General features: G+C 59.8%; 19 protein-coding genes. All 19 read right to left on the bottom strand.

All coding sequences use genetic code 11. The annotated features are described in order from the left end of the window. Positions 1 to 269 precede the first annotated feature (269 nt). The 19 genes from lysS to ACLBWT_RS21565 all read right to left on the bottom strand — a co-directional run bounded on the left by lysS (position 270) and on the right by ACLBWT_RS21565 (position 18,911). Positions 270 to 1,784 carry a lysine--tRNA ligase gene (lysS, locus tag ACLBWT_RS21655; protein ID WP_447665188.1) on the bottom strand — a complete coding sequence of 505 codons (1,515 nt, stop codon included), beginning with the start codon at positions 1,782 to 1,784 and terminating at the stop codon, positions 270 to 272. Positions 1,785 to 1,887: 103 nt separating this feature from the next. Continuing rightward, positions 1,888 to 2,364: a transcription elongation factor GreA gene (greA, locus tag ACLBWT_RS21650; RefSeq protein WP_048743662.1), complete on the bottom strand. Its 477-nt coding sequence runs from the start codon at positions 2,362 to 2,364 to the stop codon at positions 1,888 to 1,890. A 245-nt stretch (positions 2,365 to 2,609) separates the two neighbouring features. Continuing rightward, positions 2,610 to 3,623 carry a tRNA dihydrouridine synthase DusB gene (dusB, locus tag ACLBWT_RS21645; RefSeq protein WP_447665187.1) on the bottom strand — a complete coding sequence of 338 codons (1,014 nt, stop codon included), beginning with the start codon at positions 3,621 to 3,623 and terminating at the stop codon, positions 2,610 to 2,612. Between the two features lie 15 nt (positions 3,624 to 3,638). Next, positions 3,639 to 3,860 carry a helix-turn-helix domain-containing protein gene (locus ACLBWT_RS21640; RefSeq protein ID WP_048743666.1) on the bottom strand — a complete coding sequence of 74 codons (222 nt, stop codon included), beginning with the start codon at positions 3,858 to 3,860 and terminating at the stop codon, positions 3,639 to 3,641. Then, entirely contained in the window at positions 3,812 to 4,375 is a 564-nt protein-coding gene (gene folK / locus ACLBWT_RS21635; protein WP_447665186.1) for a 2-amino-4-hydroxy-6-hydroxymethyldihydropteridine diphosphokinase, read from the bottom strand. Before folK ends, ACLBWT_RS21640 begins: the two co-directional genes overlap by 49 nt. Further along, positions 4,353 to 4,739, bottom strand: a complete 387-nt coding sequence (gene folB / locus ACLBWT_RS21630; protein ID WP_447665185.1) for a dihydroneopterin aldolase — start codon at positions 4,737 to 4,739, stop codon at positions 4,353 to 4,355. The genes folK and folB overlap by 23 nt, the downstream gene beginning before the upstream one ends. Positions 4,740 to 4,774: 35 nt before the next feature. Next, positions 4,775 to 5,635 (bottom strand): dihydropteroate synthase, encoded by an 861-nt coding sequence (folP, locus tag ACLBWT_RS21625; RefSeq protein WP_447665184.1) that lies wholly within the window; start codon positions 5,633 to 5,635, stop codon positions 4,775 to 4,777. Between the two features lie 93 nt (positions 5,636 to 5,728). Further along, a complete protein-coding gene (locus tag ACLBWT_RS21620; protein WP_447665183.1) occupies positions 5,729 to 6,625 on the bottom strand; it encodes an aminotransferase class IV in 897 nt (298 codons plus the stop codon). After that, on the bottom strand, positions 6,622 to 7,197 hold the full coding sequence (pabA, locus tag ACLBWT_RS21615) for an aminodeoxychorismate/anthranilate synthase component II (RefSeq protein WP_076360028.1): 576 nt from the start codon (positions 7,195 to 7,197) through the stop codon (positions 6,622 to 6,624). The genes ACLBWT_RS21620 and pabA overlap by 4 nt, the downstream gene beginning before the upstream one ends. 15 nt (positions 7,198 to 7,212) lie before the next feature. Further along, positions 7,213 to 8,844 (bottom strand): anthranilate synthase component I family protein, encoded by a 1,632-nt coding sequence (locus ACLBWT_RS21610; RefSeq protein ID WP_447665182.1) that lies wholly within the window; start codon positions 8,842 to 8,844, stop codon positions 7,213 to 7,215. Positions 8,845 to 9,126: 282 nt separating this feature from the next. Next, a complete protein-coding gene (cysK, locus tag ACLBWT_RS21605) occupies positions 9,127 to 10,068 on the bottom strand; it encodes a cysteine synthase A (protein ID WP_447665181.1) in 942 nt (313 codons plus the stop codon). Between the two features lie 125 nt (positions 10,069 to 10,193). Then, a complete protein-coding gene (locus tag ACLBWT_RS21600) occupies positions 10,194 to 11,156 on the bottom strand; it encodes a foldase protein PrsA (protein WP_447665180.1) in 963 nt (320 codons plus the stop codon). 15 nt (positions 11,157 to 11,171) lie between these two features. After that, positions 11,172 to 12,089: an Hsp33 family molecular chaperone HslO gene (gene hslO / locus ACLBWT_RS21595; RefSeq protein ID WP_447665179.1), complete on the bottom strand. Its 918-nt coding sequence runs from the start codon at positions 12,087 to 12,089 to the stop codon at positions 11,172 to 11,174. Between the two features lie 107 nt (positions 12,090 to 12,196). After that, entirely contained in the window at positions 12,197 to 12,973 is a 777-nt protein-coding gene (locus ACLBWT_RS21590) for a type III pantothenate kinase (protein WP_447665178.1), read from the bottom strand. Between the two features lie 3 nt (positions 12,974 to 12,976). Next, positions 12,977 to 13,873 carry a carboxylating nicotinate-nucleotide diphosphorylase gene (gene nadC / locus ACLBWT_RS21585; RefSeq protein ID WP_447665177.1) on the bottom strand — a complete coding sequence of 299 codons (897 nt, stop codon included), beginning with the start codon at positions 13,871 to 13,873 and terminating at the stop codon, positions 12,977 to 12,979. Then, complete coding sequence (nadB, locus tag ACLBWT_RS21580; RefSeq protein WP_447665176.1) at positions 13,854 to 15,479, bottom strand: L-aspartate oxidase; 1,626 nt, start codon at positions 15,477 to 15,479, stop codon at positions 13,854 to 13,856. Before nadB ends, nadC begins: the two co-directional genes overlap by 20 nt. Before the next feature lie 36 nt (positions 15,480 to 15,515). Beyond that, positions 15,516 to 16,454 (bottom strand): quinolinate synthase NadA, encoded by a 939-nt coding sequence (nadA, locus tag ACLBWT_RS21575; RefSeq protein WP_447665175.1) that lies wholly within the window; start codon positions 16,452 to 16,454, stop codon positions 15,516 to 15,518. Between the two features lie 417 nt (positions 16,455 to 16,871). Beyond that, on the bottom strand, positions 16,872 to 17,828 hold the full coding sequence (locus tag ACLBWT_RS21570; protein WP_076360014.1) for an ABC transporter permease: 957 nt from the start codon (positions 17,826 to 17,828) through the stop codon (positions 16,872 to 16,874). Next, positions 17,829 to 18,911 carry an ABC transporter permease gene (locus ACLBWT_RS21565; RefSeq protein WP_076360012.1) on the bottom strand — a complete coding sequence of 361 codons (1,083 nt, stop codon included), beginning with the start codon at positions 18,909 to 18,911 and terminating at the stop codon, positions 17,829 to 17,831. Between the last annotated feature and the right edge of the window lie 5 nt (positions 18,912 to 18,916).

The raw sequence follows: 18,916 nt of genomic DNA, 5'->3' as shown, positions 1-18,916 counted from the left end.
GTCCTGAGCCAGGATCAAACTCTCCATAAAGGTGTTTGACTTGCTCATTTATAACGTTGACTTGCTTCACTCGTTGTTCAGTTTTCAAAGAACAAATTCGCTTGTGTTTTGCTTGTTTCCGTCGTGCCTCTCAGCGGCGACTTAGATAATATATCACGGCCGCATAGGCCAATGCAAGTGTTTTTTATAACTTTTTTCATTTCTTTATTGATAGTCTGCTAGAGAGAAGAAAAACCCGCATAAAACCTAGGTTTTATGCGGGTTTTCAGCTATTCGTTTCTCATATGAGGGAATAGAAGCACATCGCGGATAGAAGCCGAATCCGTCAGCAGCATCACTAGACGGTCGATGCCGATGCCGAGACCGCCTGTAGGCGGCATGCCGTATTCCAAAGCGCGGATGAAATCGTCATCCATCTCATGCGCCTCGTCGTTGCCCGCTTCCTTCTCCACCATCTGAGCCTCGAAGCGCTGCCGCTGGTCGATCGGATCATTGAGCTCCGTGAAAGCATTGGCATGCTCGCGGGATACGATGAACAGCTCGAAACGGTCCGTAAAGCGCGGATCCTCATCGTTCTTCTTGGCGAGAGGCGAGATATCCACGGGATGGCCGGTAACGAACGTAGGCTGAACGAGCGTATGCTCCACGAAAGTCTCGAAGAAAGCATTGACGATATGGCCGTAGGTCATATGCGGCTCCACCGGAACCTTATGCTCTTTGGCCAGCTGCTGAGCATCCTCAATGGACAGCTGCTGCGTGAAATCGACTCCGGTCGCGTCCTTGATGAGCTCCATCATGGATACGCGGCGCCATGGAACGGTCAGATCCACTTGCTGGCCTTGATAGTCGATGACCGTGCTGCCGTGCACCTCTTGGGCGATATGCGCGATGAGGTTCTCCGTCAGGGACATGATGTCCTTGTAGTCGGCATAGGCCTCGTAGAGCTCGATCATTGTAAATTCAGGGTTGTGGCGAGTGCTCATGCCCTCGTTGCGGTAGACGCGGCCGATCTCATAGACCTTCTCGAGACCGCCGACGATCAGCCGCTTGAGGTGAAGCTCGATGGCGATCCTCATATAGAGCTGCATATCAAGCGCGTTGTGATGCGTAATGAACGGCCGAGCGGCCGCTCCGCCGGCAATCGTGTGGAGAGTCGGCGTTTCAACCTCGAGATAGCCGAGAGAATCCAGGTAACGGCGCATGGACTGGATGATGCGGGAACGCAGGATGAACGTCTGCTGTACGTCCGGGTTGGTGATCAGATCGACGTAACGCTGGCGGTAGCGCTGCTCCACGTCCTTGAGTCCATGGAATTTGTCCGGCAAAGGAAGAAGCGACTTGCTGAGGACCGTTACTTCCTTGGCTTTGACGGAGATCTCGCCCGTCTTCGTCTTGAATATCGTGCCGTCGACGCCGACGATATCTCCGATATCGAGCAGGTCAAAAGCCTTGTACTGGCTTTCTTCGACCGAATCCTGACGGACATAGATCTGAATGCGGCCGGTCAGGTCCTGAATCGTGGCGAACGCGGCCTTGCCCATGCCGCGCTTGGTCATGATGCGGCCGGCGATACGAGCGGCAGCGCCCTTCTCCTCCAGCTCTTCCTTTGTCAGATCGCCGAATTCGGAAGCAATGCCGCCGGCTGTCGCCGTGCGCTCGAACTTGCTGCCGAACGGGTCCACGCCCAGATCGCGAAGCTCATCGAGCTTCGCCCGCCGAAGCTGCAGAAGCTCGCTTAGGTCCTGCTGTTCCTGTTGATCCACTGTGCCGTTCTCTTGACTCACTTGATCTTCATCTCCTTGCTTGTCTATCCCTTAAAAAAGCTTCCTATAGGTAGGAAGCTCTTGAATGGAAGTATAGCTGTTGGGTCTGGTCTGGATGCCTGAATTACTTCTTGATGTCCAGGATCCGGTATTGAATGACACCGGCCGGAACGTTGACCTCGACGGTCGTGCCCTTCTTCTTGCCGAGAATCGCCCGCCCGAGCGGGCTTTCATTGGAGATCTTGTTCTGCAGCGGATCGGATTCAGCCGTGCCGACGATGGCGTATTCGATCGTATCGCCGAACTCGAGATCCTCGATCGTCACGATGGAGCCGATGCTTACCGTATCTACGGCGATATCGTCATTATTGATGATGCGCGCGTTGCGCAGCATTTTCTCAAGCGTAAGGATGCGGCCTTCGATAAAAGCTTGCTCGTTTTTGGCATCTTCATACTCGGAGTTTTCGCTGATGTCGCCATAACCGATAGCGACTTTGATCCGCTCGGCCACTTCGCGACGTTTCACGGATTTGAGATTCTCCAGTTCCTCTTCCAGCCTCTTGAGTCCGTCCTGAGTCAGAATCACTTCTTTGTCGCTCATTGCCGATTCTCCTGTCGTGGCGTATTTGCTTACCTCGCGTTGAAAGCGAAAGGAATTAAAGCAGGATTCCCAGTGCCTGAAACCGTGTCCATAATCCACCAAGAACAGACGGCACAGGATTATATTGCAAGATTATATGCAATTGCACCCGGCGTGTCAATGAGAGGCTCCCGGCAAAGACGGCCGCCCGCGGGGACGCTCCCCGCAAGGGAAAGTGTCTTGCCGCGGGCGGCAGTGCTATGGCTTCAGTTGACCGCTGCTTCCGGAACGGCCGGCGTCTGGGCATCCTGGCCGAGAGACCGGATATACTCGTTCAGGATATTGACCATCACATCGCGGCTCGTCTCTTCCATGATGCTGTCCTTGATGCGGGCAGCGCCCTTGAGGCCTTTGAGATACCAGGCCAGATGCTTGCGCATCTCCTTCACGGCCACGCCCTCGCCTTTGAGCGCGATCAGCCGATCCATGTGAAGGATGGCGATCTCCATCTTCTCTACGGCGTTCGGCTCCGGCAGCAGCTCGTCATGCGTAAGGTAATGAATCGTGCGGTAGAGCATCCATGGGTTGCCGAGCGCCGCGCGTCCGATCATGACGCCGTCGCAGCCGGTTTCGGCGATCATGCGCTTGGCGTCCTCGGGAGTGTTGACGTCGCCGTTGCCGATGACCGGAATGCTCACCGCTTCCTTGGCCTGCCGGATGTAGCTCCAGTCGGCATGGCCCGTATACAGCTGCTCCCGGGTGCGTCCGTGCACGCTGACGGCTTTGCCTCCGGCGCGTTCGACGGCGCGGGCATTTTCGACCACGAAGATATGGTCGCTGTCCCAGCCGATCCTCATCTTGACCGTAACCGGCTTGTCGACAGCGTCGACGACCGAGCTGACCATCTCGTAGATCTTGTCCGGATTGAGCAGCCAGCGGGCGCCGGCATCGCATTTGGTCACCTTCGGCACCGGACAGCCCATGTTGATGTCGATGATGTCCGCGTTCGTCTCCTTGTCGACGACTTTCGCCGCCTGAACCAGGGATTCGCGGTCTCCGCCGAAAATCTGCAGGCTGAGCGGCTTTTCGCGCTCATCCACGAACAGCATTTCGCGCGTGCGCTTGTTGCCGTGGACAATCGCCTTGTCGCTCACCATCTCCGCGCATACGAGCCCGGTGCCGAACTCTTTGGCGATGAGCCGGAATGCAGGGTTGCAGACGCCGGCCATGGGAGCGAGAACGACATTATTCTTCATTTCAATATTTCCGATTTTAAGCATAACCGTTCCTTCCTTCTATCGCAGACCGCCGCTCGTCACAGCCGTCAATTCTTCGTAGTCGATGCCGAGAGTGTCGGCGATCCGCCCCAGAAGCTTGGCTTCCGGCTTGCGCGTGCCGCGCTCGAGCGAGCCGAGCACCGCGACGGATACTTCCAGCTTGTCGGCCAGCTGCTGCTGGGTGAAGCCCTTCAGCTTCCTAAAGGCGCGGATCCGCTGCGCCAGTTGATCGTATTCCATTGAGCAATGCCTTCCTTTCCATCCCGTAATGCCGCGACCGCCATCGACTCCGCCTTGGCCAGCAGAGGGTGGCCCGGTTCCAGCACTTCGGCCAGGGGAACCATCACGAACGCCCGCTCCTCCATTCTAGGATGAGGGAGCTGCAGCTCTTCCTTATCCATGAACACATCTTCATATAAAAGCAGATCCAAATCAATCGTTCTTGGGCCGTTGCGGATATCGCGGACCCGGCCAAGCCGGCGCTCGATGTCGAGCATCAGGCGCAGCAGCTCCAGAGGATCGAGGCGCGTCCGCAGAGAAGCCGCCATATTGAGGAACGCCGGCTGGTCGGCGTAACCGACCGGATCGGTCTCGTACGCGGAGGATACCTCCTCCACCGCTACGCCTTCGCTGCCGTCAAGAAGCTTCAGCGCCTGCGCGAGCAGGTCCGCGCGTTTCCCTATGTTGGAGCCGAGAGCGATATAAGCCCTGCTCATGTTCCCGGCAGTCCCGCTATGCGGGTACGATTTCTCCATGCTCATCCCGCTTTCGCACCAGTTCGACGACAACACCGTCGAAGTGGATCTCGAACGGAGGATTCGGTTTCGTCACGCGAACGGTCAATTCAGTAATGCCAGTATACGTCTCGAGCAGTGCAGTTGCAATACGGCCCGCCAGCGCCTCGATCAGCTTTACGGGCGGCCCTTCCACGATTTTCTTGGTCACCGCGTGCAGGTCGGCATAGTTGATCGAATGCTCCAGCTCGTCGGTGCGGGCGGCCAGCTCAAGATCCAGCTTGAGAACGAGGTCGACATGGAAGTTCTGTCCCAGCCGGTTCTCCTCCGGAAATACGCCATGATAACCGAAAAACCGCATGCCGTTAAGTGTCATCTTGTCCATTGTCGGCCGGTCCATTCCTTTCTGTCCCACAGTATTCAGCGAGGACCGTAGACGATCGCGTCTGTCATCGCGCATGTTTTCCGGATCGCTTCGACATCGTGCACGCGCACGATCTGGCAGCCTTGAGCGATTCCAAGCGCTACCGTCGCTGCCGTCCCCTCGATCAGCTCTCCGGCCGGCAGTCCGAGCGTGTCCCGGATGAACCGTTTGCGCGAAGTGCCGAGCAGCACCGGGTAGCCCAGCTCCGCAAGCTCGGACAAGCTCCCCATCAACGCTATGTTGTCTTCATGGGTCTTGGCAAAACCGATGCCGGGATCGAGCCAGATGTTCTCCTCCGCCACGCCCGCTGCCCTGGCGATCTCGACGCTTCCCTCAAGGTCGGAAACGACATCCGGAACGAGATCCTCATAGTTCCTCTCCTGGCGGTTGTGGCTGATGATGACCGGGCAGCCGAACTCGGCGGCGGCATCCGCCATTCGGGAATCGAACCGCAGACCCCATATATCGTTGATGATATGCGCCCCGGCTTGAAGCGCCGCCCTTGCCGTCTCGAACTTGTACGTATCAATGGAAAGAGGCATCTCCGGCAGCTCCAGGCGCAGCCTCTCGATCAAGGGGACGACGCGCCGCAGCTCCTCCTCATGTGGAACAGGGGTGAAGCCGGGACGGGTGGATTCTCCCCCGACATCGATGATGTCCGCGCCCTCCCGCGCCATCTTCAGGGCGTGGCGCACCGCTTCATCCACCTGAGCATGGCGTCCGCCGTCGGAGAACGAATCCGGGGTCGCATTCAGGATGCCCATGATCAAGGTTCGCTCTCCAAGCTCGAGCTTGACGCCGCCTCCCAGTTCATAGCTCCGCTTCGGAATCGTATGTCGCTTTCGTTGAAAATACATCGGATCCCTCCCAAATAGGTTGACGGTCAAGCTCGTTATGCTGCCGTATCAGCCATTCAGGCTTCATCTGGATGGCTCTGCCGGATCCGCTCGTCAGGCATCGCCTGAACAGCCGGTCTGCGAGTCTGCGCGATACCGCTCGATCAATTGGCTGCATATCGGACCCGCCGCCGCTCCTCCACGTGGATGGGCGGGTTTCCCCGAACCGTCAACCAGCAAGGTGACCGGAACCAGCTCCTGCACCGACCCGGTCGTCCAAACCTCGTCCGCCTCCAAAAGATCCTTCCACCGGTACAGCCCTTCCTCGACCGGCATCCCCGCTTCCCGCGCCAGCTCCATGACGCGGCCGCGCGTGATTCCGGGCAGGATCCCCGTCTCCAGGGAAGGCGTGCGGACGATGCCGCCCGATACGAAGAACAGATTGCTGACGATCCCCTCCGCCAGCCATCCATCGGCTGTAAGCATCAGCCCTTCGGATCCGGGTGAAGCTCCGGAGGCCATCAGCTCCTGTTTGGCAACAATGCTGTTCATGTAATGCAGCGACTTCATCCGAATGCCGAGCTCGGGCGTATTGCGCGTTGTCCGGAGCAGGCGAAGTTCGCGCCCCCGGACATATAGATCCGGAGACGAAGGCGGCAGATGCTTGACCATGACGATCTCCGAAGGCGAAGTGTAAGGACCGGCCGGCAAGCCAAGTCCTTCGTCGCCGGCGGACACCGTCATGCGGACATAGGCATCGCCGTCGATTGCTGCGGCAGCCATCAGCTCGCGGACCAGCCTGCGGATGGCAGCCGGCTCCGGCCGATAGGAGATCTGAAGACGCATGCAGCCGTCCTCCAGCCGCTGCAAATGCCGCTCCAGCAAGTACGGTTCGCCGCCATACGTGCGGAACGTCTCGAACAGTCCCATTCCATATAAAAATCCGTGATCGAAAACCGAGATGCGGACATCTTCGGAATCGGCCACGGATCCGTTATAACCAATCTTCATCGAACGGCCGTCTCCGACAGGAAATTGCGCAGCAGCGCCAATCCGTTCTCCGTAATGATGGATTCCGGATGGAACTGCACGCCTTCAACGGCATATTTCTTGTGCCGCAAGCCCATGATCTCGCCTTCGGCCGTCTCAGCCGTGATCTCCAGCTCGTCCGGCAGCGTCTCGCGCCGCACGATGAGGGAGTGGTAGCGGGTAGCGGTGAACGGCGACGGCAAGCCCCGGAATACGCCCCTTCCCTCGTGAAGGATCGGAGACGTCTTGCCGTGCATGAGCCGCTCCGCCCGCACCACTTCGCCTCCGAAGGCTTGTCCGATCGCCTGGTGCCCCAGGCAGACGCCGAAGATCGGAATCTCGCCCTTGAAGCGCTCGATCAGAGCGAGGCTGATGCCGGCTTCGTTCGGCGAGCAAGGTCCCGGAGAAATCAGGATGTGATCCGGAGCCAGCCGGGCGACCTCCTCCAGCGTAATCTCGTCATTGCGCTTCACGACGATCTCTTCGTTCAGCTCGCCCAGGTACTGCACGAGGTTGTACGTGAAGGAATCGTAATTGTCGAGTACGAGAATCATCTCGATAGCCCCCTGTCAGTTGGTGTCGGATGCCGGCGCGGCATCCGCGGCACGATGCAGCTCCGCGTATTGGAAAGCGCGCCACAGCGCTCTTGCCTTGCTGATGGATTCCTTGTATTCCCGCTCGGGGTCGGAATCGATCACGATGCCGGCCCCGGCCTGGATATGCACTTGACCGTCCCGGACGGCCATCGTGCGGATAATAATATTAAATTCCATATCCCCGCTGTAGTCAATCCAGCCCATCGAGCCCGTATACGGACCGCGGCGGACCGGTTCCAGCTCCTCGATGATTTCCATCGTGCGGATTTTGGGCGCGCCGGTAATCGTTCCCCCGGGAAACACCCCGGAGATGACGTCGAATGCATCGAGCCCTTCGGCAAGGCGGCCTTCCACCTGGGAAGCCATATGCATGACATGGGAGTAGCGCTCCACCGCCATCAGCTCCTCCACGCGCACGCTGCCATAGCTCGACACGCGTCCGAGGTCGTTGCGTTCCAGGTCGACGAGCATGATATGCTCGGCGGTCTCCTTCTCGCTCGCTCTAAGCTCCCGCTCCATCGCTGCGTCCTCCTCCGGAGTGCGCCCGCGCCGCCTTGTTCCGGCGATCGGACGCGTGGCCAGCCGGCCGTCCTTCATCTCGACGAGCAGCTCCGGCGAGGCGGACACCAGCTGGAAGGCCGGCGTGCGCAGCAAGCCCATATAAGGAGAAGGATTGATGAGCCGAAGCCATTCATACAGCTCTTCCGGAGACGTCTCCGTCCGGCACTGCTGCCTGAGCGAGAGATTGACTTGAAAGACGTCGCCCGCCGCGATGTATTCCTGGATCCGGCGGACAGCATTCATATAGCGATCCTTGAGGAACGGGCTCGCGGCCCCTTCGGGCACATCCGCGAAAGGAGGGGCAGAGCCGTCCCGCTCCCGCGCCAGGAGCTGGCGGCGGGAATCGGCAAGCTCCGCTGCCGCACCGGATGCGGCGCTCCAGTCCGCCCATTCCCGAAGCATTTCTTCCGCCCGGATGACAGCCGCATCGTATGCAGCTCTTATGGCGCCTGCATCAGCTTGGCCGGCCAGCGGGACATGAACCGAAGCGTACAGCAGACGCTCCTGGTGGTCGACGATCCACAGCTCGTCCAGCCGCATGAACAGATAGTCCGGCAAGCCGAGGTCGTCTTCGGCCAGCTCCGGGAGACGCTCGATGGAGCGGATGATGTCGTAGCTCCAGAACCCGCCGATGCCCCCGGTCCACGCCGGACCTTCTTCCGCAGGAAGCCTCGGCCCCTCCGATCCTCGCATCCATCGCCTGACCGCCTCCAGCGGAGCGGCCTCGAAGCGCTCGACCAGTTCGTAATCTGCCGGCTCGCCATCCTCTCCGGTCCGAAGCCGGAGCTGTTCGGCATAACCGCCCTTGCCCTGCAGCAGCTCGGCGGGCCGCCGTCCCATATAGGTGTACCTTCCGCTTTTGCCGCTCTCCAGAACGATGGAGCAAGGCCCCGCCTCCAGCCACATCACTTCCCAGGATTCCGGCAGCAGGCTCTCCTCCGGCAGCGGCAGGCTGGCCAGCACCGGCAGAGTCGTGTACCTCTTCTCCCCGCCCAGCCAAGATTTCCACCGCTCCCAAGATGTGCATCCGATGATCTCTGCCATGGCCCCGCTTCCCCCGTTCATGCTTCGTCCTTTTCTCTATCGACTGATCGTATCCTTTTGATAGGGCAAAATCAAGCTGAAAAAGACCCCATTCCACCCTGATGGAAACCGCTCGCCTCCGAAAGCGCTTGCCATGGAAACACGGAACCCCTCCTCTGCGGGATGGCGTTTCCGGCCATGAAAAAACCGCCCCGCGCCATCGATAGAGATGGCGTCGGAACGGCTTGCCCTGCATGAAGCCTCTGCCTCCGATCGTCGGCGAGCCTTCGTGTTATCCGGAACCTAGTTCTCGAAGTTGAACAGCGGTGTGCTCAGGTAGCGCTCGCCGTTGCTCGGCACAACCGCGATGACGCGCTTGCCCGGGCCCAGCTTCTTGGCGACCTGCAGCGCTGCAGAGATGGCTGCGCCGGAGCTGATGCCGACGAGCAGGCCTTCTTCCTTGGCAGCGCGGCGCGCATACTCGAATGCTTCCTCGTTCTCGACCGTAATGACCTCATCGTAGATCTCGCGATCCAGGATATCCGGAATGAAGTTGGCGCCGATGCCCTGGATCTTGTGGCCGCCAGGCTTGCCGCCGGACAGCAGCGGTGATGCCGCAGGCTCGACCGCGACGATGTGGATGTTCGGGAAGCTCTTGCGCAGCACTTCGCCCGTGCCGCTGATCGTGCCGCCGGTGCCGATGCCCGCTACGAACGCATCCAGCTTGCCGTCGTAGCCGTTGATCGCCTCGACGATCTCAGGTCCCGTCGTCTCGCGGTGGACCTTGACGTTGGCCGGGTTCTTGAACTGCTGCGGGATGAAGTAGTTCTCGTTCTCCTCCGCCAGCTGCTCCGCCTTCTTGACGGCGCCGTTCATTCCTTCCGCTCCAGGCGTCAGCACCAGCTCAGCGCCGTAAGCGCGAAGCAGGTTGCGGCGCTCAAGGCTCATCGTCTCCGGCATGACGAGCACGGAACGGTAGCCTTTGGCTGCAGCAACCATGGCCAGACCGATTCCTGTGTTGCCGCTCGTCGGTTCGACGATTGTCGTCACGCCCGGTTGGATCAGACCTTGCTCTTCCGCAACATTGATCATGCTGATGGCGATGCGGTCCTTGACGCTGGAGCCTGGGTTCTGATATTCCAGCTTCACGTACACTTCGGCGCTTCCCTCCGGCACCAAGCGGTTCAAGCGGACAAGCGGCGTATCTCCGATCAGTTCGGTCACATTCTGCACAATTCTGGCCATAGTCAACTGCCTCCTCATCTATATTCCGACTAAAATAGTAGGTTATAACTGTTTCTATCTTAACAAGGCCTTTCGGCCCTTGTCAATAGAATCGCGGAGGACAGCATGACCGTATCGTCATTTCGCTATCCTTTGGTCGGTTCCGGTGTCGGATCGGGCAGCACCGTTGCCTGATATTGCTTGAGAAGCTTCTCTTCCCCATCCTTCAGGGACCCTGCTTCGTCCAGGGCGATCATGCGCTTGACCCGCTCGCGCATGGCGGCCTTGCCGGGGTCCGGAGGCGTGATCCGCTCCAGCAGCTCAATGACCGCATAACCTCCGGCCACCTCCACTGGCCCGGCGATGTCGCCGGGCTGCAGGCCGGCGGCCGCCTTGGCCGCCCCCGGGTCGAGGAATGGATCCCGCTCGTCGATCAGGCCGAGATCTCCACCGCTTGAAGCCGTTCCTTCATCCAGCGATTCCCGCTGCGCCAGCTCCTCGAAGTCGGCCCCCTGCTCCAGCTCATCCAACACCGCAGAGGCCTTGTCCGAATCCGCAAGCACGATCCAGCGGAGATGCAGGCGCGAGGAAGGGGAGAGCTCTGCCTGATGCTCCTTCATATAAGCGTCTACTTCCTTGTCCGGAACCTCGATGCCGCGCGTCATCCACTTTTCCAGAAGCAGGCGGTACATGGCGTCGCTCCATACGTCATCCCGGCTCATGCCGAGCTGCTCCTTCATTTCCCGGTAGAAGGCGTCCTCATCCTCGTAGCCTTCCATCTGGGAAGCCAGCTCCGACTGAATCTCTTCGGCCGTCACTTCCAGGCTCCCCTTGGCGCTCTCCTGGTCCAGCGCGCTGCGCAGCATCAGCATCCTCAGCACGCTGTCTCCGTACTGCTGCTTGAGATGCTCCACCCAGTCCGAATTCCGGATGGACTGGTCCCCGACGACAGCCGCTTCGCCGTCCGAGCCTCCGGCTCCCGCTCCAGGCATGTCGCCCGATGCAGGAGCCGACTCGGGAAGCTGCTGGAGGACAACGAAAACGGCGAGCACGATCATGCAGACCGCCTGCAAGCCGATGATTCCCTTGAGCATTTTGTCCTTGCCCATATCTCCAGTCTTCCCTTACCCGTTCTTGCCGGCGGTGGCTTCTTGAAGCAGCCTTTCCAGATGAGGCTTGTCGAACGTGTAGGCCTCGTTGCAGAAGTGGCAGACGACCTCCGCCGACCCTTCCTCTTCGATCAAGTTCCTCAGCTCGGCCTCGCCCATGCTGATCAGCGTCTGCTCCACCTTTTCCGGAGAGCATTGGCAGACGAACCTCACGTCCATCGTCTCATGCACAGTCAGCTCGTCGCCGACGACCCACCGCAGAATTTCTTCCGGGGTCTCTCCCTGATCCAGAAGGGCCGTGACATGCGGCAGTCCGCCCAGAGCCGTCTCGAGCCGCTCGATCTCCTCATCGGTCAAGCCCGGCAGCAGCTGGAGAATGAAGCCTCCTGCATGCAGGACCCTTCCGTCCACGTCCACCAGCACGCCCACTCCGACCGCCGAAGGCGTCTGCTCGGAGGAAGCGAAGTAATAGGTGAAATCCTCGCCCAGCTCGCCGGAGACGATCGGAACGCTGCCGCGATAAGGCTCCTTGAGGCCTAGATCCTTGGTGACATGGACGAAGCCCGTCGTACCGACGACGCCTGCCACATCGAGCTTGCCGAGCGAATTGCTCGGCACATGCGCCTCCGGATTGTCGACATAACCGCGCACCTCGCCCTTGGCGTTGGCATCCACGACGATCTGGCCGATCGGACCGTCGCCTTTGACCTGAAGCGTCAGCTTCTCCTCGCCCTTGAGCATCATGCCCATCATCGACCCGATCGTCGCTGTGCGTCCCAGCGCTGCGGAAGCGGTCGGGTAGGTTCCGTGACGCCGCTGCAGCTCGCCGACCAGCTCGGTCGTGCGCGCCGCGAATACGCGGACTTTGCCGCCCCATGCCGTTCCCCGGACGAGATAGTCGCCCTCGCGGGCTCCTTCCTTGTAATCGCTCATCAATGAATCCCTCCTTGTCCTCTATTGGTTTCTTCATTGCCGTTGATGCTCAAGATTTCAGCCTATCTCACTTGCTCCTATTTAAATTTGCTCGTTCTCCGACTTTATTAACCATGCTGGTCCTGGTTGCGCTCATAAATGATGCGCAGCCCTTCGAGCGTGAGCAGCTGGTCCACCTTCTCGATCGTCTCCGATTCCTCCGCGATCATGTCGGCCAGGCCGCCCGTCGCGATGACGCGCGGGTCGGTTCCGAACTCCTGGCGGATCCGGCGGACGATGCCGTCCACCTGTCCGGCATAGCCGAAAATGATGCCGGCCTGCATCGAAGTCACCGGATTGCGGCCGATGACGCTGCGCGGCCGGACAAGCTCGATGCGCGGCAGCTTGGCCGCTTTCTGATAAAGCGCTTCCGTCGAGATGCCGATGCCCGGCACGATGGCGCCGCCCAGATAAGCGCCGCTCGGATCGATATAATCGAACGTCGTCGCCGTCCCGAAGTCGACGACGATGAGCGGCGAGCCGTATTTCTCGATTCCGGCGACAGAATTCACGATGCGGTCCGCACCGACCTCGCGCGGATTCTCGTACCGGATGTTGAGTCCCGTCTTGATGCCGGGACCGATGACGAGAGGGGAGTGCCGAAGGTAGTTGACCGACAGCTGCTCCAGCGTCCTCATGAGCGGCGGCACGACCGAGGAGACGACGACTCCGTCGATGGCATCGATGGAGATGCCGGCGAATTGGAAGAAGTTGTACACCATCATGCCGTACTCGTCGCTCGTCGCCGAGCGGTTGGTGCTCATGCGCCAGTGATGGAGCAGCTCCTGTCCGCGATAGATGCCGAGCACGATGTTCGTATTGCCTACGTCAATGACGACAATCACGGATTACGACCTCCCCTTCTTGCCGCCCAGGTCGAGGCTGATATCGAGAGCTTCGAACGAATACGTGAGGGCGCCGACGGAAATGATGTCCACGCCGGTCTCGGCGATGGCCCGGATCGTTTCCAGCCGCACTCCGCCCGAGGCTTCCGTCCGGACATGAGGAGAACGGCTCTTGACAAGACGAACGGCCTCCGCCATAAGCTCCGGCTTCATATTGTCGAGCATGATGATGTCCGCGCCGCAATCAAGGGCTTCGCCGACCTGCTCCATCGATTCCGTCTCAACCTCGATCTTCATCGTGTGCGGGATGGCGGAACGGGACGCGGTCACGGCCGCCGTGATGCCGCCGGCTCCCTTGATATGGTTGTCCTTGATCATGACGGCGTCGTACAAGCCGAAGCGGTGATTGGCGCCGCCGCCGACGCGGACGGCGTACTTCTCCAGCATCCGGTGGCCCGGAGTCGTCTTGCGGGTGTCGACCAGACGTGTCGGAAGCCCGTCCAGAATGTCGACGAAGCGGCTCGTTTTGGTCGCGATGCCCGACAAGCGCTGCATCAGATTGAGCGCGAGGCGCTCGCCCGTCAGAATGCTGTGCGTGCTGCCTTCTACTTCCGCGATGACCGTGCCGGCCGTTACCCGGTCTCCGTCCTGTACATGAGCCGTGAAGGCAAGGGAGGGATCGACGACAGAGAAGACGGTCTGCGCGACGGGCAGGCCGGCGATAATCCCGTCCTCCTTGACGTGGATGACGGCTTTCATGTTGCTGCCAGCCGGAATAGTCGTGCGGGTCGTCACATCCCCGGTGCCGATATCCTCGGCCAACCAGCTCTGGATGCTGTCCCGAAGACTTTTATCATAACCGCCGAGGCCTAGGCCGGCCTCAAATCGCTGATCCATCATATACCGATTCCTCCGTAATGCCCTGCACTCGGTGCAGAACCGTATGTTTGCGCCAATTGCGGTCATCCCGCTGAGGATGATCCACCCGGTAATGCGCGCCGCGGCTTTCCTCGCGTGCAGCCGCGGACTCTGCAGTCAGCATGGAGATGGTCAGCAGATTGGCGAACTCGAAATCTTCCCATTTGGCCATGACCGACGAAAGGAACGGCAATTGCCTCTTCAGCTCGACAAGCCCTTTGGCCAGGCTGTCCGAGCTGCGGCGCAAGCCGACATATCGGACCATGACCTTCTGCAGCTTGAGCCGCTTCTCCACGACCGCCTGTCTGGAGATGGCGCTATGCCCTTCCTTTTCTTCCCGTACATGAACCGCGCCCTCAAGCGGCGGCAGCTCCTCGATGCGGTGGATGATGCGGCGCCCGAACACGATCGCCTCCGACAGCGAGTTGCTCGCCAGCCGGTTCGCGCCATGCACGCCGGTCGAAGACACTTCGCCGCAGGCGAACAGGCGGGAGAGATTCGTCTCTCCGTTCAGATCCGTCTTGACGCCGCCCATCGTATAATGAGCCGCCGGAGCGACCGGAATCCAGTCCGTCGTCAGATCGAGGCCGTATTGCAGGCAGGTTTCGTAGATCGTCGGGAACCGGTGGCGAACCATCTCCTCCGACTCATGCGTCACGTCCAGATAGACGAATGTCGACCGCGTCTGCTCCAGCTCGCTGACGATGGCATTGGCCACGACGTCGCGCGGCGCCAGCTCCAGCTGCGGATGGTAGCGCTCCATGAAGCGGTCGCCGTGGATGTTGCGCAGAATCGCTCCTTCCCCGCGGACAGCCTCCGAGATGAGGAAGCGGGGCGCGCCCGGATAGCAAAGCGTCGTCGGATGGAACTGGATGAATTCCATGTCTCTTATGTAGGCTCCGGCACGGTAAGCCATCGCGACGCCGTCTCCGGTCGCCACTTCCGGATTGGTCGTATACCGGAACATCTGTCCCGTGCCGCCTGTGCACAGAATCGTCGCCTTGCCGCGGACGAATACCCGGCTGCCGTCCGGCTTCTGCACAAGGGCGCCGCAGCATTCATTGTCCCGCGTGATGAGGTCGATGGCGAAGTGGTCGTCCCACACTTCGATCCTCTCGGCGGACATCGCCTTCTCCGACAAGGCGCGGACGATCTCGAAGCCGGTCGCGTCGCCGTTGGCGTGCAGGATGCGCCGCTGGCTGTGCGCGCCCTCCTTCGTCAGGGCGAACTCCCCGTTCTCCAGGTCGAATTGGGTGCCCATGCCGATCAGGCTGCGCACGCCCTTGGGCCCTTCATGCACCAGCACCTCCACAGCGTCGCGATCGCATAGGCCGGCGCCGGCCACGAGCGTATCCTCCAGATGGAAGTCGGGAGAATCCTCGTCGGAGATGACGGCGGCAATGCCCCCCTGCGCGTAGCGCGTGTTGCTGTCCATGAGCGATTTCTTGGTGATCATCAGGACCGAATTGCGTTCGCTGGCCCGTATAGCGGTAAAAAGACCGGCAATGCCGGCCCCGATGACGATGACATCCTTCTCCACGACAGGCAGCTCGTCGAGATTCAGATCGACTAAATATCTAGGTATCATAGGTGCAAGCTCCTCCGGACATGGGAGTAGCGCATGCTACTTCACCAGCAGCATGCGCTCCAGGGACAGACGCGCCTTGTCGGCAACGGCATCCGGCACATAGATTTGCGGAGACATGTTTTCCAGGCAGCGCACAAGCTTCTTGAGGTTGTTGACCTTCATGTTGGGGCATACCAGGTATTTGGTCGCGAAATGGAACGTCTTATCCGGGCTGTCCAGACGAAGCTGGTAGCCGGTGCCGTCCTCGGTTCCGACGATGAATTCCTTATTGGGCGATTCCTTGCAATATTTGATGATGGCCGTCGTGCTTCCGACAAAATCGCCGAGCTCGACGACTTCCGGACGGCATTCGGGATGGACGACAAATTCCGCGTTCGGGTATTTGGCCTTCATCTCCTCGACGTCCTTGACGGTCAGCATGTCATGGGTATTGCAGTAGCCTTCCCAGATGATCATCTTCTTGTCGGTCTTCTGCTGGACATAATGGCCCAGGTTCTTGTCCGGCACCCAGATGATCTCGTCACTGTCGACCGAGTTGACGACCTTCACGGCGTTGGCCGACGTGCAGCAAATATCCGTCTCCGCCTTGATCTCGGCCGAAGAGTTGATATAGGTGACGACCTTCGCATTGGGATGCTGCGCCTTCAGCTTGCGCAGGCCCTCGACATTGACCATGTCGGCCATCGGGCAGCCGGCCCGCTCGTCGGGAATGATGACGGTCTTGCCCGGAGCCAGAATCTTGGCGCTCTCGCCCATGAAGTGGACGCCGCAGAATACGATCGTATCCGCGTCGGTTTCTGCCGCCTTTTGCGCCAGCAGGAACGAATCGCCCCGGAAATCGGCAACCTCTTGAATTTCATCCCTCTGATAATAGTGGGCGAGAATGATGGCGTTGCGTTCTTTCTTCAGCTGCAGCAGCCTCTCGCGCAGTTCCCGGTTCTGTTCCGCCTTGCGCTCCAGAGCCAAAGCTTCCACGTCGATCCATCTCCTTCAAAGTCCGTCACTGCCTTGCGTCGACGCAGGCGCGGACCCGTTATAGTATGCTCAACCATCCGGACATTCCATGCCGGATGCCCCTTTTAACTCGTGAAATGATTCACAATGTTGATAAGATGTGACGATTCAGTACCACCTAATTTACACCCCTGCTCCGAGGCTGTCAACCAAGGAATTTTGCTTGCGGAGCCGCGATTTTCAAGGATGACCGGCTGTCTGGAGCTTATAGGTCCCTTCGGTGAAAATGGGGGCAGAGAGCTCCATCGCTTCTGCGGCTGGAATCCTTTTTTTGACGCATGGCCAACATGGCCGTCCTCCTTGCTTTCTTGTTCTCTCCGTTTTCGAGGTTGTAAAAAAAGCCTCTTGCATATGAATGCAAGAGGCTGTGAGTCGATATTAACGCTTGCCGGGATCGTAAGGCTCTCCCGCCGCCGCCGGAGCACGGTTCTTGCCCGCCGCGAACGCGAGCAGCAGAAGCGTGAGCACGTAAGGCAGCATGTACAGGAACTCGTTCGGAATGGCCTTGGACCATTCGAACAGCTGGGCTTGGAACCGCAGAGCCTGGGCAAAGCCGAAGAACAAGGCCGCCCCTGCCGCGCCGATCGGATGCCAGCGCCCGAAGATGATCGCCGCGATCGCGATGAAGCCCTGGCCGCTGATTGTCGTGTGCGAGAAATCGTACGTCGTCGTCAGCGAGATCGCCGCGCCGCCGAGACCGGCGAACGCGCCGCTCAGCATGACGCCGATGTAGCGGTACTTCGTGACGCTGATGCCGACGGTGTCCGCCGCGCCCGGATGCTCGCCGACGGCGCGCAGGCGCAGGCCGAAGCGGGTCCGGTACAGGACGAACCAGCTCAGGAACACGAGCACGTAGCAGATGTACGTGGTCGGGTAGGCCTTGAACAGCGCTTCGCCGATGAACGGGATATCGGACAGGCCCGGAATGTTCCATTTGGTGAAGGCGATGCCGGTCAGGTTCTCCGACTGGCCCTGGCCGTCGAACAGGCTCTTGACCAGATAGATGGTCGCGCCCAGAGCAAGTATATTGATGACGACCCCGATAATGACCTGGTTGGCCTTCAGCGTGATGGAAGCCACCGCATGCAGCAGAGAGAAGATGACGCCGCAGACGACCGCCATGAGGAGGCCGAACCATGGCGAGCCGCCGCCGAAGCCCCATTCGCTGGAGAAATACGTGAACACGGCAGCGCTGAACGCGCCGACGATCATGAGGCCTTCAAGGCCGATGTTGACGACGCCGGAGCGCTCCGAGAAGATGCCGCCGAGCGCGGCCAGAATCAGGGCGGTCGAGAAGACCAGCGTCGTGTTGATCAACTGAGCCAAAAGATCCATTTACGCCGCCCCCTTCTTTTCTTCCCGCCGTTTTTTGAAGAACGGCTTGAGGAACCATTTGACGATGCCGTGGCTGGCTACGAAGAAGATGACCGAGCCGATGACGATCCGGATGATTTCGTTCGGAACCTCAAGCTCGAAGTTCATGCCTTGCGAGCCGTAGCTGAGGAAGCCGAACAGAATCGCGCCGAACACGATGCCGAACGGGTTGTTGCCGCCGAGCAGGGAAACGGCGATGCCGTCGAATCCGTAGCCTGGCTGCGCGTTCATGACCGCCATGGACTTGAACACGCCGAGAATCTCGAAGGCGCCGCCGAGACCGGCGAAAGCGCCGGAGATCATCATCGCCTTGACGATGCTGCCCTTGACGTTGATGCCCGCGTAGAAAGCGGCATCCGCGTTGTGGCCGCTGGCGCGAAGCTCGTACCCTTGACGGGTCTTCCAAAGAATGTAGTAGAAAATACCGGAGCAAAGCAGGGCGATGACCGTGCCCCAGTGGACGCGGGCATTGTCCATCAGAGCGGACAGCCAGTCGATGGATGCCGAAGCCGACGGCAGCACATCCTGGGAGCGGTTCTGCCCTTTCTCGATCATGACGACGCGAACCATGAAGTTCGCGAAGTAATAAGCGATCCAGTTCAGCATGATCGTCGAAATGACTTCGTTGATTCCGCGAGTCGCTTTGAGCCAGCCGGCAAGGCCCGACCAGATTGCGCCTGCGAGGCCGCCTGCCAGAACGGCCAGCGGAAGATGGATGAACCAAGGCAGATCGGTGTTGATGCCGACCCATGTGGCGGCCGTCATTCCCATGATGAACTGGCCTTCCGCGCCGATATTGAACAATCCCGCGCGGAACGCGAACGCAACCGACAAGCCGGTGAAAATGAGCGGCGTAACCTGGCGGATGGCTTCGCCGAAGTCATAGGTTGTCCCGAAAATTTTGACCAGCATCGCTTTATAGGCTTCGAAAGGGTTGAATCCGCCCATCCACATGACGATGGCGCCGACGATCAGGCCGAGAATGATGGCCAGAATCGGAACATAGGTGGACTGTTTCGTAAAGATTTGATTGAGACGCTGCATCCGTT

This window comes from Paenibacillus sp. D51F (genome assembly GCF_053345695.1).
This window is presented reverse-complemented; position numbering and strand designations above follow the sequence as displayed.